The 13,187-nt window shown below is 72.5% G+C and carries 9 protein-coding genes and 1 pseudogene; 7 read left to right on the top strand and 3 right to left on the bottom strand.

What is annotated here, in order from left to right; translation table 11 throughout:
- Positions 1-40: 40 nt before the first annotated feature.
- The 3 genes and pseudogenes from STRTU_RS10530 to glgX all read right to left on the bottom strand — a co-directional run bounded on the left by STRTU_RS10530 (position 41) and on the right by glgX (position 6,163).
- Positions 41-1,933, bottom strand: coding sequence for an ABC transporter ATP-binding protein (locus STRTU_RS10530; protein ID WP_159743300.1), 1,893 nt, complete (start codon positions 1,931-1,933; stop codon positions 41-43).
- Positions 1,930-3,716, bottom strand: a pseudogene (locus STRTU_RS10525) (ABC transporter ATP-binding protein). Before STRTU_RS10525 ends, STRTU_RS10530 begins: the two are co-directional and overlap by 4 nt.
- Positions 3,717-3,907: 191 nt before the next feature.
- Positions 3,908-6,163: a glycogen debranching protein GlgX gene (gene glgX, locus STRTU_RS10520; RefSeq protein ID WP_159743299.1), complete on the bottom strand. Its 2,256-nt coding sequence runs from the start codon at positions 6,161-6,163 to the stop codon at positions 3,908-3,910.
- Positions 6,164-6,403: 240 nt separating this feature from the next.
- Here glgX and STRTU_RS10515 point away from each other — a divergent pair, with 240 nt between their 5' ends.
- The 7 genes from STRTU_RS10515 (at position 6,404) to STRTU_RS10485 (ending at position 13,176) form a co-directional block, all read left to right on the top strand.
- The gene (locus STRTU_RS10515; protein ID WP_159743298.1) at positions 6,404-7,759 is read left to right on the top strand and encodes a L,D-transpeptidase; all 1,356 of its coding nucleotides are present in this window, start codon (positions 6,404-6,406) and stop codon (positions 7,757-7,759) included.
- Positions 7,760-7,936: 177 nt separating this feature from the next.
- Complete coding sequence (locus STRTU_RS10510; RefSeq protein WP_167539128.1) at positions 7,937-9,175, top strand: L,D-transpeptidase; 1,239 nt, start codon at positions 7,937-7,939, stop codon at positions 9,173-9,175.
- A 96-nt stretch (positions 9,176-9,271) separates the two neighbouring features.
- On the top strand, positions 9,272-10,039 hold the full coding sequence (locus STRTU_RS10505) for an enoyl-CoA hydratase/isomerase family protein (protein WP_159743297.1): 768 nt from the start codon (positions 9,272-9,274) through the stop codon (positions 10,037-10,039).
- Between the two features lie 277 nt (positions 10,040-10,316).
- Entirely contained in the window at positions 10,317-10,844 is a 528-nt protein-coding gene (locus tag STRTU_RS10500) for an ATP-binding protein (protein ID WP_159743296.1), read from the top strand.
- Positions 10,845-10,988: 144 nt separating this feature from the next.
- Positions 10,989-11,501 (top strand): hypothetical protein, encoded by a 513-nt coding sequence (locus STRTU_RS10495; protein ID WP_159743295.1) that lies wholly within the window; start codon positions 10,989-10,991, stop codon positions 11,499-11,501.
- 56 nt (positions 11,502-11,557) lie between these two features.
- Positions 11,558-12,340, top strand: coding sequence for a DsbA family protein (locus STRTU_RS10490; RefSeq protein ID WP_159743294.1), 783 nt, complete (start codon positions 11,558-11,560; stop codon positions 12,338-12,340).
- Positions 12,337-13,176, top strand: a complete 840-nt coding sequence (locus STRTU_RS10485) for a cytochrome c biogenesis CcdA family protein (RefSeq protein WP_159743293.1) — start codon at positions 12,337-12,339, stop codon at positions 13,174-13,176. Before STRTU_RS10490 ends, STRTU_RS10485 begins: the two co-directional genes overlap by 4 nt.
- The last annotated feature ends 11 nt before the right edge of the window (positions 13,177-13,187 follow it).

Genomic DNA, 13,187 nt, shown 5'->3' with positions numbered 1-13,187 from the left:
TCGCTGCCGCCGCGTCTGCCGCCGCCGCATCGTTGCCGTGTTATCCCACGCTGTCCCGCCATGCCCCGTGCAGTTGCGCGAACGTGCCCCGTGCGGCGATGAGTTCGTCCGGCGGGCCGTCCTCGACGATCCGGCCGTCGGCCATGACCAGGACCCGGTCGGCGATGCCGATGGTCGACAGGCGGTGGGCGATCACCAGGGCCGTACGGCCCTCCAGGACGGTGTCCATGGCGTGCTGCACCGCCCGTTCGCCGGGTATGTCCAGGGAGCTGGTGGCCTCGTCGAGGATGAGGACGGCCGGGTCGGCGAGCAAGGCGCGGGCGAAGCTCACCAGTTGGCGCTGGCCTGCGGAGATGCGGCCGCCGCGCTTGCGGACATCGGTGTCGTAGCCGTCCGGCAGGGCGGTGATGAAGTCATGGGCGCCGAGGGCCTTCGCGGCGCTTTCGATCTCCGCGCGGGTGGCGTCCGGGCGGCCGAGAGCGATGTTGTCGGCCACCGTGCCGGAGAACAGGAACGCCTCCTGGGTCACCATCACGACACCGCGGCGCAGCGCGGCCGTGGACAGCTCGCGCAGATCGACACCGTCGAGCAGCACCCGGCCCTCGGTGGGGTCGTAGAAGCGGGCCAGGAGCTTGGCCAGGGTCGACTTGCCGGCGCCGGTGGCACCCACCACGGCCACCGTGCTCCCGGCCGCGAGGGTCAGATCGAAGCGGGGCAGTACCTCGTCGCCGGTGCGGTAGGCGAAGCGGACGCCGCGGAAGGCGACCTCGCGGCCCGGCCGGCCGTCCCCTACGGGCGGCAGTGCGGCCGATACGGCCGGCTGCGGGACGCCGGGGCGCCGGGCGAGCAGTCCGGCGATCTTCTGGAGTGAAGCGGCCGCGGATTCATAGGAGTTGAGGAACATGCCGAGCCGGTCGATGGGTTCGTACAGCCGGCGCAGCGAGAGCACCGCGGCGGCGAGCACACCGAGCGCCAGGCTTCCCGTCGCCACGCGGTAGGCGCCCCACAGGACGATCGCGGCGACCGCGAAATTGGCCACCAGCCGGGAGGCGACGACATAGCGCGCCATCTCCAGGAGCGTGTCGCCGTTGATCCGTGCGTGGTGGTGGTTCAGCCGGGCGAAGGCGGCTTCGTTCGGCCGCTCGCGGCGGAACGCCTGCACCGGGCGGATGCCGTTGAGGGTCTCGGTGATCTTCACGATGACGGCCGCCATCGCCGTGGACTTGGCGCTGTAGACCCGGTGCGAACGGCGCCGGAAGGCCCGTACGAGGAGGGCGAGCGGCCCGGCGGAGGCGAGCGCGGCGGCGCCCAGGCCCCAGTCCAGCCAGAGCAGCGCCGCCGTGATGAAGACCGTCGACAGGGCGATGGTGATCAGCTCCTGGAGCCCCTCTTCGAGGAGTTCGCGCAGCGCCTCCACATCGGTGGTGGCCCGGGAGATCAGCCGGCCGGACGTATAGCGCTCGTGGAAGTCCAGGCTCAGCGCCTGACCGTGCCGGAAGATCCGGCCGCGCAGATCGAGCAGCACATCCTGGCTGACCCGCGCGGAGAGCTCGACGAAGGCGAACTGCAGCCCGCCGGACGCCACCGCGCACAGCACCGCCGCCACCGCCACGGCGAGCAGCGGTCCGTGGTCCCCGGCCCGCAGCGCCGGTACCGCCCGGTCCAGCGCATAGGCGACCAGCAGCGGACCGGCCTGTACGGCGGCCTGCTGGAGCAGCAGCAGGACGGCCACCAGCCCGACGCGGCCGCGGTGCGGGGCCAGCAGGGAGCCGAGGAGGGAGCGCGCGGCCCCCTTGGGGGCGGGCAGTGCGTCCTGGGTGAGCGCGTCGGGGGTGCGGTCCCCGGGCTCCGGGGGGCGCGCCGCGGGCCGTGGCCCGGGGCCGGGGCGGTCCTCCGGGCCGTCGGACGGGCGGCCGGTCGTGGTGGTGGTCATCGGGCGCCCTCTCCCTCGCCGGACATCAGGGTGGCGTACTCGGGGTGGTCCCGGAGCAGTTGGTGGTGGCTGCCGACGGCGGTGATCCGGCCACCGGACAGCAGGGCCACCCGGTCGGCGAGCAGGACCGTGGACGGCCGGTGGGCGACGACCAGGGCCGTGGTGGTCGCCAGGACCTGGCGCAGCGCCGCCTCCACCAGCGCCTCGGTGTGCACATCGAGGGCGGACAGCGGATCGTCGAGGATCAGGAAGCGCGGCCGGCCGACCACGGCACGGGCCAGGGCGAGCCGTTGCCGCTGCCCGCCGGACAGGCTCAGGCCCTGTTCGCCGACCTGGGTGGCGGCGCCCTCGGGGAGCGCGTCGACGAAGCCGTCGGCCTGCGCCACCGCCAGCGCCCGCCGGAGATCCGCCTCCTGGGCGCCCTCCGCGCCCATCAGGACGTTCTCCGCGGCGGTCGCCGAGAAGAGGGTGGGCTCCTCGAAGGCCACCGCGACCAGCGCCCGGACCTCGTCCCGGCCGAGGGTCGCCAGATCGCGCCCGTCGAGGCTGATCCTGCCCGCGGTGGGGTCGTACAGCCGCGGTACCAGCGCCGTGAGCGTGGTCTTCCCGCTGCCCGTCGCCCCGACCAGCGCCATCGTCTCGCCGGGGCGGATGTGCAGGGTGATGTCCTTGAGCAGCGGCGGGGAGTCCGGCGGAGCGTCGGGGTAGCGGAACTGCACGCCGGAGAAGACGAGGCCGCCGGGTGCCGGTGCGTCCACGGCCGCCGCGTCCCGGGCGGGTTCGCCCACGGTTGGCGCGTCCACGGTCCGCTCGCCCACGGCCGGTTCGCGACGCCCGGTTCGTCCATGACCTCGAAGTACCGGTCGGTGGCCGTCGCCGCCTCCTTGCTCATGGCCAGCAGGAAGCCCATCGACTCCACCGGCCAGCGCAGCGCCAGGGCGGTGGACAGGAAGGCGACGAGGGTGCCCGCGGACAGTGCCCCCTCGGCCACCTGAAGCGTGCCGAGCACCAGCGCGCCGCCGATCGCGAGCTCCGGCAGGGTGGTGTTGCACCCCCACATCCACGCCAGCAGCCGCGCCTTGCGGAGTTCGGACGTACGCAGCGCGCGGGTCAGCCGCCGGAAGGCGGCGGCCTGGCTCCGGTGGCGCCCGAAGCCCTTGATGACGCGGATGCCGAGCACCGACTCCTCAACCACGGTCGTCAGATCGCCGAGCTGGTCCTGGGTCCGGCGCGCCGCCCGCCCGTACTTCGCCTCGAAGACCGAGCACAGCACCATCAGCGGCAGCACCGGCGCCAGCACCACCAGCCCCAGCGACCACCGCTGAGCCAGCAGGAGTACCGCGCCCACCAGGATGGTGACGCCGTTGATCAGCAGAAAGGTCAGCGGGAAGGCGAGGAACAGCCGCACCAGCTGGAGGTCGGTCGTACCGCGCGACAGCAACTGGCCGGAGGGCCAGCGGTCGTGGAAGGCGACCGGTAGGCGCTGCACATGGCGGTACAGCGCCTCGCGCATCGCCGCCTCGACCCCGGCCAGCGGACGCGCCACCAGCCGGCGCCGCAGCCCGAACAGCAGCGCCTCCGCGAGCCCGAGCAGCAGGAGGTACCCGCCGCCGAGCCACACCCCGCCCGGATCGCGCGCCGCCACGGGCCCGTCCACCAGCCACTTGAGCACCAGCGGAATGACCAGGCCGACGCAGGAGGCGAGCACCCCCACGAAGGCGGCCGTGAACAGCCGCGCCCGCACCGGCCGGGCGAACGGCCACAGGCGCAACAGCGAGCGCATGGTGGAGTGTTGGGGTAAGTCGGTCGGGTCGGTCCGGTTCGTCATCTGCGCGGTGTCGGCCATCACTCGCGAGCGTAAGGGGCGGCACTGACAACGCTCATCCGGATTTCGGCCGACGGCCCGCCCCGCGCCTCCGCCCCGTATGCCGCCACCCCGTGCGGCCCCGCCCCATGGGCCTCAGCCCCCTACGCTCAGCCCGGCACCGCCCGGAACAGCAGCACCGAGCGTCCACCGAGCGTGATCGGGGCGCCCGCCGCGTACGACGCCTCCGCCGCCCCCGGCTGGTCCTCCCGCGCGGTGTCGACGAGCAGTTCGTAACCGCTCGCCCAGGGCGGCCCGGGGAGCGTGAACGGGCGCGGCCGGTCGCCGGCGTGCAGCACGGCGAGGAAGCTGTCGTCGACGATCCGGATGCCCCGGGCGTCGCGCTGGGAGATGTCGTTCCCGGAGAGGTACATGCCCAGCGTGGCCCCCGGGGTGTACCAGTCCTGTTCGGTCATCTCCGTCCCGTCCGCGGTGAACCAGGCGAGGTCGCGCAGACCGCCCTGCTGATGCGGCCGCCCGGAGAAGAACGCCCGGCGGCGCAGCACCGGGTGGGCGCGGCGCAGCGCGACGAGCCGGGCGACCAGACCGGCCAGCGGGCGCCACTCCGGGGCGTCCAGCAGCGACCAGTCGAGCCAACTGGTCGCGTTGTCCTGGCAGTAGGCGTTGTTGTTGCCGTGCTGGGTGCGGCCCATCTCGTCCCCGGAGACCAGCATCGGCACGCCCGTCGACAGCAGCAGGGTGGTCAGGAGGTTGCGCAGCTGGCGGTGGCGCAGCGCGCCGACCGCCGGGTCGTCGGTCTCGCCCTCGGCGCCGCAGTTCCAGGACCGGTTGTCGTGGGTGCCGTCGCGGTTGCCCTCGCCGTTGCCGGCGTTGCGCTTGTGCTCGTAGGTGACCAGGTCGCGCAAGGTGAAGCCGTCGTGGGCGGTGATGAAGTTGACCGAGGCATACGGGCGGCGGCCGCCCCAGGCGTAGAGGTCGCTCGACCCGGAGAGCCGGTAGCCCAGATCGCGTACGTCGTGCTGGGCGCCGCGCCAGAAGTCCCGGACGGTGTCCCGGTAGCGGTCGTTCCACTCCGTCCACAACGGCGGGAAGGCGCCGACCTGATAGCCGCCGTTGCCCACGTCCCAGGGCTCGGCGATCAGCTTGACCCGGCGCAGTACCGGGTCCTGGGCGATCACGGCGAGGAACGGGGAGAGCATGTCGACGTCGTGCATGGAGCGGGCCAGCGCGGCCGCCAGGTCGAAGCGGAAGCCGTCCACGCCCATCTCGGTGACCCAGTAGCGCAGCGAATCGGTGATCAGCCGCAGCACATGGGGCTGGACGACATGCAGGGTGTTGCCGCAGCCGGTGTAGTCGGCGTAGCGGCGGGCGTCGCCAGCCAGACGGTAGTAGCCGCGATTGTCGATGCCCCGGAGGGACAGCGTCGGGCCCAGTTCGCCGGCCTCCGCGGTGTGGTTGTAGACGACATCGAGGATCACCTCGATACCGGCGTCGTGCAGCGCCCGCACCATCCGCTTGAACTCGCCGACCTGCTGCCCCCGGGTACCGGTGGCGGCATAGCCGGCGTGTGGCGCGAAGTAGCCGATGGAGTTGTAGCCCCAGTAGTTGCGCAGCCCCCGGCGCACCAGATGGTCCTCATGCGCGAACTGGTGGACGGGCAGCAGTTCGACGGCGGTGACCCCGAGCCGGACCAGGTGCTCCAGCGCCGCCGGGTGCGCCAGCCCGGCATACGTGCCGCGCAGCCGCTCCGGGACACCGGGGTGGCGCATCGTGAAACCGCGCACATGCAGCTCGTAGAGCACCGAATCCGGCCAGGGCGTCTTGGGCCGGCGGTCGTCCCGCCACTCGTCGGCACCGCCCTCGTCCCCGGTGTCGTCACCGACCACCACGCCCTTGGGGACGTACGGCGCCGAGTCCCGGTCGTCGCGCACGGTGTCGGCGACCTGCTGCTGCGGCCAGTCGCGGACATGCCCGTAGAGCTGGGCGGGCAGCGCGGCCCCCGCGCCGGACGCTTCGGTACGGGTGCCGAAGTCGCCGTCCACGGCTCGGGCGTACGGGTCCAGCAGCAGCTTCGCCGGATTCCAGCGGGCGCCGGACCAGGGGTCCCAGCGGCCGTGCACCCGGTAGCCGTAGCGCTGTCCGGGGCGGATTCCGGGCAGGAAGCCGTGCCAGATCTCATGGGTGAGCTCGGTCAGCGCATGGCGGGTCTCGCGCTCCGCGTCGTCGAAGAGACACAGCTCGACGGCCTCGGCGCCGCCCGCCCACAGGGCGAAGTTGGTGCCGGCGATGCCATCGGGACCGGTGCGGTACCGGGCCCCCAGTGGAGTGGGACTGCCGGGACGGATGTCCGCGGGTGGGGCGAGTGGTTCGTCCGCCACTGCCTCCTGCTCGGGTGCGCTCGACACGTGCCCGCCTCCTGCGGCTCATGGCTCGGTCGGGCGGTGGGTCCCGGCATGGCGGTGCCTCCCGGTGCGCGCTGGGGAGTCCCGGCCGTGCAGGTGTCCGCCCTCCCCGTTGTTCTTCCCGCAACCGGGCGTTGCCTCACGCTTCCCGTCGGAGGCTCCTCGCTCCGCCCCGTTCTGCCGGTGACATCCCGTTACGCGGCATACCTCCTAACCCGAGCGTCATCCCGCACAATGCGGTATATGACCGCCCATCAGCAGGACCGAGCAGGGGACCGAGCGAAGCGCCGCGGCGGCGCCCGTGCGCGGGGCCGGCTGCCGGACGGGGCGGGGGACCGGACGGGCGACCGGGCGGCCCGTGGCGCGGCGGTGCGGACGGCCCGCAACACCTGTCGCCCCCGCCGCCCCCGCCGCATCCGTCTGGTCCTCGTCGTCCTGGCCGGTCTCACCGGGGCGGCGGCGCTGGCCGGCTGCGGGGACCCGGAGGTCTTCGTCGGCGGCAAACCGCGCTCCCCGGAGGCGACCATCACGGTCGTGCCGCACAACGGCGCGCGCGGCGTACGGGCCGACGGGCGGTTCGAGGTCCGGGTGCCGGCGGGGCGGCTGGAGCGGGTCACGGTCAGCCGCACCGGTGCGGCAGGCCGGCGGCCCGTCGCCGGGCGGATCACGCCCGACGCCATGACCTGGCGGCCCGCCCCCGGGCGCCTCCAACTCGGCGCGCGCTACACCGTCGACGCGGTGGCGCTGGACGGCGCGGGCCACCGCTTCGCCCGCCACTCCACCTTCACCACCGCCGCGCCCGTCCACCGCCTCGTCGGCCACTTCTCGCCCCAGGGCGATGCCACCGTCGGCACCGGCCTGATCTTCTCGATGGTCTTCAACCGGCCGGTCGCCGACCGCGCGGCCGTCGAACGCGCCGTCCGGGTCAGCGCCCGGCCCGGCGTCCCGGTCGCCGCCCACTGGTTCGGCCGGCGGCGCTTGGACTTCCGGCCCCGCGAGCGCTGGCGGCCGGGCACCGAGATCACCGTCCAGCTGCGGCTGCGCGGGGTGAAGGCCGCACCGGGCGCCTACGGGACCCAGCGCCGCACCGTCCGCTACCGGGTGGGCCGGGATCAGGTCAGCTTCATCGACGCCGCCCGGCACACCATGACCGTACGGCGGGACGGCCGGGTCGTGGCGGTGCTGCCGGTCACCGCTGGCGACGACGAGAACCCCACCTACAACGGGCGGATGGTGATCCTGGAGCGCCATTCAAGGACGCGGATGGACGGTGACACCGTCGGCTTCGGCGGCGAGTACGACATCCCGGACGTGCCGCACGCCATGCGCCTCACCAGATCGGGGACCTTCCTCCACGGCAACTACTGGGCGCCGCCCGAGGTGTTCGGCGGCGTCAACACCAGCCATGGCTGCATCGGACTCAAGGACATCCGGGGCGGCGGCCCGAACACCCCGGCCGGCTGGTTCTTCGCCCAGTCGATCGTCGGCGACACCGTGGTGGTGGACAACTCCCCGGAGCGCGTGGTCGCGCCGGACAACGGCCTCGGCGGCTGGAACATGCCCTGGGAGTTGTGGCGGTCCGGCTCCGCGCTGCGCTGACCTGGCACCGGCCCGCCGCGGCCCGTGCCCCCGAACCACCCCCGCACTTGGGACTAAACAGTGACATTCACGGGGAGTTCACTGTCACCGCGGTGTGGTTATCTAACGGCAAGCGCGCGGCTGCCCGCATCCGCGTGCGGGGGACCGCGGGCCGTGCGAGGGGAAAAGGGGCCAGTCGTGAACGTCCAGCCGAATTCGGGGGTGCCGGCGCGCCGGCGCCGGTGGCCACACGGGGGCGGGGGACCGCTCGCGGTCCTGCTCGCCGCCGTGCTGCTGCTGGTGACGGGGTGTGGTGGCGATGACGGTGACGACAAGAAGGCCGGCAAGGCGGGCGGGGACAAGGACGCCTCGCAGGCCGCCGTGACGATAGCGCCCAAGGACGGTGCGGACGGCGTCGCCACCAGCGGTGCGCTGAAGGTGTCCGCCCAGAAGGGCCGGCTCAAGTCCGTCAAGGTCAAGGACGGCAAGGGCAATGAGGTCGACGGGAAGATAGCGGGCGACGGCGCCGTGTGGAAGCCGAGCGGCCATCTGGGCGCCTCGACGAAGTACACCGTCGACGCCATAGCGGTGGACGGCAAGGGCCGGGAGGCCGCCGAGCACTCCGGCTTCACCACGCTCGTGCCCAAGAACACCTTCATCGGCCAGTACAGCCCCGAGAACGGCCAGCGGGTCGGCGTCGGGATGCCGGTCTCGATCCGCTTCACCCGCGGCATCACGGACCCCGAGGCCGTCGAGAAGGCCATCAAGGTCAGCGCCGAGCCGTCGGTCCCCGTCGAGGGCCACTGGTTCGGCAACGACCGGCTCGACTTCCGCCCCGAGAAGTACTGGGCGCCCGGCACCAAGGTCACCCTCAAGCTCGACCTCAACGGCGTCGAGGGCCGGCCCGGTGTCTACGGCACCCAGGCCAAGGAGGTCTCGTTCACCGTCGGCCGCAGCCAGGTCAGCACGGTCGACGCCAAGTCGAAGCAGATGACCGTGGTCCGCGACGGGAAGACCGTCAAGACCATCCCGATCACCGCGGGCGCGCCGGGCACCGAGACGTACAACGGCAAGATGGTGATCAGCGAAAAGCACCTCGTGACGCGGATGAACGGGGACACCGTCGGCTTCGGCGGGGAGTACGACATCAAGGACGTCCCGCATGCGATGCGGCTGAGCACGTCCGGCACGTTCATCCACGGCAACTACTGGTCGGGCAGCGCGGCCTTCGGCACCCGGAACGCCAGCCACGGCTGTGTGGGCCTGTTCGACCAGCGCGGCGGCGGCGACGGTTCCACCCCGGCGGCGTGGTTCTTCCGCAACTCCGTCATCGGCGATGTGGTCGTCGTCAAGAACTCGCATGACGAAACGATCCAGCCGGACAACGGCTTCAGCGACTGGAACCTCTCCTGGGAGAAGTGGAAGGCCGACCAGTAGGACGGCCAGTAGGACGGCCGAAAGGCAACGGGGCCCGCTGCACTGTGACCGAGTGCACCGGGCCCGCTGTCGTTAACGCGTACTAACCTTCCGGGCATGACTGTGAACTTCGAGGTCGCCGACGGCGTCGGGACCATCCGCCTGGACCGTCCGCCGATGAACGCCCTGGACATCGCCACCCAGGACCGGCTGCGCGAGCTGGCCGAGGAGGCCACCCGCCGCGACGATGTGCGCGCCGTCGTCATCTGGGGTGGTGAGAAGGTGTTCGCGGCCGGGGCGGACATCAAGGAGATGCAGGTCATGGATCATGCGGCGATGGTCGTGCGGTCCAAGGCCCTGCAGGACGCGTTCACCGCCGTGGCCCGTATTCCCAAGCCCGTGGTCGCCGCGATCACCGGCTATGCGCTGGGCGGCGGCTGCGAGCTGGCGCTCTGCGCCGACTTCCGGATCGCGGCCGATAACGCCAAGCTCGGTCAGCCGGAGATCCTGCTGGGGCTCATCCCGGGCGCCGGCGGCACCCAGCGGCTGGCGCGGCTGGTGGGCCCGTCCAAGGCCAAGGACCTGATCTTCACCGGCCGTCAGGTGAAGGCCGACGAGGCGCTCACGCTCGGACTGGTCGACCGGGTGGCGCCGGCCGCCGAGGTCTACGAGCAGGCGCACGCCTGGGCGGCGCGGCTGGCGGCCGGCCCCGCGCTGGCGCTGCGGGCCGCGAAGGAATCCGTCGACGCGGGCCTGGAGACGGACATCGACACCGGCCTGACCATTGAACGCAACTGGTTCGCGGGGCTGTTCGCGACCGAGGACCGGGAGACCGGCATGCGCAGCTTCGTCGAGGAAGGCCCCGGCAAGGCCAAGTTCCGCTGAAACAACTGGTGTTGACGGTACGTCTGAGGTTTGGCCGGGATGCGATGCCCCCTTGTGGGGGAATGGCGCAGAACTTAATTGCGGCTTAAGGCAACCTTGTTGAGGCCGTCCGCCGGCCCTGCGGAGGCCGGGTGTCATCGCAGGTCAGCACAGGCGAACCGGAACCTTAACGGCCTTTGGCATATGTCCCGGCGCGGGGAGGGAACCGGCGATTCCGGACAGTGGATTCCGTCGGTTCCACCCCCGTGACCGTCAAGTAGCAGCCATGATGGGGGGCATGGCGGGCCTCGAAGGAATGGAGCAGCCGCGGCCGCGGAGCGATCCGGCCGCCGCACGGTGGGGCGTCCCCGGCACGGACGGGGACCGGGTCCCGGCTTCCCGCAGACCGGTGTCCGCGGTACCCGAACCGGCCGGCGATCAGGCCCTCGGTGAGGTGCGGCTCCCCTCGCGCCCCCAGTCCGCCGGTATCGCGCGCCGGCTCACCGCCGCCGTCCTCCTCAAACAGTGGTCCCTGACGCCCCAGCTCGCCGAGCACGCCGTGCTGCTCGTCTCCGAACTCGTCGGCAACGCCGTACGGCACACCGGCGCCCGCACCTTCGGGCTGCGGATGCTCCGCCGCCGCGGCTGGATCCGTATCGAGGTGCGCGATCCGTCCCGCGGTCTGCCGTGTCTCATGCCGGTCCAGGCGATGGACCTCAGCGGCCGCGGGCTCTTCCTCGTCGACAAGCTCTCCGAACGCTGGGGCGTGGATCTGCTGCCCCGCGGCAAGACCACCTGGTTCGAGATGCGGATCGCCGACCGCTGACCGGCGGTCCGGCCCCCGATGGCGGGCTCCGGGCCGGGCCCGGAGCCCGCGACAGGCGCCGGGGACCGGTGGTGCTCCGCTCGCGCGGTGACGGTCCGTACGATGGGTTGTTCATGCTCGCGCGAGGTACGGAGAGGGAGGGACATGCACTCTGTGCGCCGGTCGGCCGCGCTGACGCTGCTGCTCCTCCTCGCCGTCACCTTCGGGCCGCTGCTGTGCCGGATCGGTGGCGACCAGGCCTGGCTGGCGGGCCGGGCGGCGACGGCCGCGACCACGTGGCGGTCGGGTGACACGGCGCCGACGACACCGGCGGCGGCAGCGGCACCAGCGGCGCCGTCGACACCAGCCGCCTCAGCGACCACGGCGGCCCCTGCGGCCTCAGTGACCCCCGCGGCCACTCCGGACGCCACGCTCGGCAACCCCGCCCCGCCCCCCGTCGCCCACGCACCCAAGAGGTGCTCGGAGCGGCATGCGCCGGGGCCCGAGGAGTCCGCCCCGCTGCCCGCACCGCACCGCGGTGAGCCGCTCGCCCCCGCCACCACCGGCCCGGGGCCGCTCGCCGTGGATCTGCCCGTGCAGTGCGCGCTCGCCCGGCCACCGACGGACAGCGCCTCCGTCATCGACGACACCGCGCTCCTCCCCGTATTGCGGATATAGGCCGCCGCCCGACGCACACGGCCCGAATTCCCCCTCCGTACGTCTGGAGCTTCCGCATGCCCGTTTCCGCCTCTCCCACCCGCAGACTGGCCGCCGTCGGCGCGGTCATCGCCCTCGTCGTCGCCGTGATCGCGATCGCCGTCGCCGTCGGCTCGTCCGTCGAGGGCGACCGCGACACCGGCCGCACCGGCACACCCCAGGCAGCCGCCTCCACCGCGCCCCAGGAGGACCCCGCACAGCAGAAGATGTTCGACGACCTCGCCAAGCGGACCATCCGGCGCGAGGACGGCGACCCGCTGGCCATCGGCAAGAAGGACGCCCCGGTGGTCCTGGTCGAATACGCCGACTACCAGTGCTCGTTCTGCGGCCGCTTCACCCGGGAGACCCAGCCCGCACTGATCAAGAAGTTCGTCGACAAGGGCACCCTGCGCATCGAGTTCCGTAACTTCACCGTCTTCGGCGCGGACTCCGAGCGGGCCGCCCGTGCCTCCTGGGCCGCCGGACAGCAGGGCAAGTTCTGGCAGCTGCACGACGAGCTGTACGCCAAGACCCGTAAGGGTGCGGCGCTCGCCGAGGACAAGATCGTCGACATGGCCCGCAGCAGCGGTGTGGACGACATCGAGAAGTTCCGGGCGGACATGAAGGGCGCGGACGCCGAGCGGGCGCTGAAGAAGGATCAGGACGAGGGCTACCAGCTCGGGGTGCAGTCCACGCCGTCCTTCCTGGTCAACGGCCGTCCGGTGGCCGGGGCCCAGCCCCAGGAGGTCTTCGCCCAGGCCATCGAGGACGCCGCGGCACGGGCGAAGCACGGACCGGCGGCCAAGGGGTCCGACAAGTGACCGATATCGGCTACCTCGCGGCGTTCCTGGGCGGCGCGCTCGCCCTGCTCAGCCCGTGCAGCGCCCTGCTGCTGCCGGCGTTCTTCGCGTACTCCCTGTCCACGCCCGGCCGGCTGGTCGCCCGTACCGGCGTGTTCTATCTGGGACTGGCCACCACCCTGGTGCCGCTCGGCGCGGCCAGTACGGCGGCCAGCCGGCTGTTCAACGGCCACCGCGATCTGCTGATCTCCATCGGCGGCTGGGTCGTCATCGCGATGGGCCTCGCCCAGATCCTCGGACTGGGCTTCGCCTCCCGGCGCGCCCAGGCCGCCGCCGCGCGGATCACCCCGCGGTCCGCCGTCTCCACGTTTCTGCTCGGCTGTGTCTACGGACTGGCCGGGTTCTGTGCCGGGCCGATCCTCGGCGCCGTGCTGACGGTGACGGCGGTCAGCGGCTCGCCCGTGTACGGCGCCTCGATGCTCGCCGTCTACGCGCTGGGCATGGCGCTGCCGCTGTTCGTGCTGGCGCTGCTGTGGGACCGCTGCAAGCTCGGCACCCGGGGCTGGCTGCGAGGCCGCGAATTCACCGTCGGCAAGCTGCGGTTGCACACCACATCGCTGCTGTCCGGGGTGTTCTTCATCGGTATCGGCGTGCTGTTCCTGCGCTTCAACGGGACCAGTGCGCTGCCCGGAATCCTCGACGCGGACAGTGAGTTCCGGGCCGAGGAATGGGCGACGCGGATCGGCAACGGCGTTCCGGACGCCGTGCTGATCGCCCTCGCCGCGCTGGCCGTCGCCGGGGTGCTCGCCCGGTTCGCGCTACGGCCGGAGAAGAAACGGCGGGACGGTACCGAATAGCGGGGCCGGGG

The organism is Streptomyces tubercidicus (genome assembly GCF_027497495.1).
In the GTDB taxonomy this organism is placed as follows: Bacteria; Actinomycetota; Actinomycetes; order Streptomycetales; family Streptomycetaceae; genus Streptomyces; species Streptomyces tubercidicus.
This window is presented reverse-complemented; position numbering and strand designations above follow the sequence as displayed.

What these genes read in the sequence shown, in the direction of transcription:
- STRTU_RS10515 (WP_159743298.1), top strand. Translation starts at nt 6,404, where the DNA reads ATGACCGCCCATCAGCAGGACCGAGCAGGGGACCGAGCGAAGCGCCGC.
- STRTU_RS10495 (WP_159743295.1), top strand. Translation starts at nt 10,989, where the DNA reads ATGCACTCTGTGCGCCGGTCGGCCGCGCTGACGCTGCTGCTCCTCCTC.
- STRTU_RS10505 (WP_159743297.1), top strand. Translation starts at nt 9,272, where the DNA reads ATGACTGTGAACTTCGAGGTCGCCGACGGCGTCGGGACCATCCGCCTG.
- STRTU_RS10490 (WP_159743294.1), top strand. Translation starts at nt 11,558, where the DNA reads ATGCCCGTTTCCGCCTCTCCCACCCGCAGACTGGCCGCCGTCGGCGCG.
- STRTU_RS10530 (WP_159743300.1), bottom strand. Translation starts at nt 1,933, where the DNA reads ATGACCACCACCACGACCGGCCGCCCGTCCGACGGCCCGGAGGACCGC.
- STRTU_RS10500 (WP_159743296.1), top strand. Translation starts at nt 10,317, where the DNA reads ATGGCGGGCCTCGAAGGAATGGAGCAGCCGCGGCCGCGGAGCGATCCG.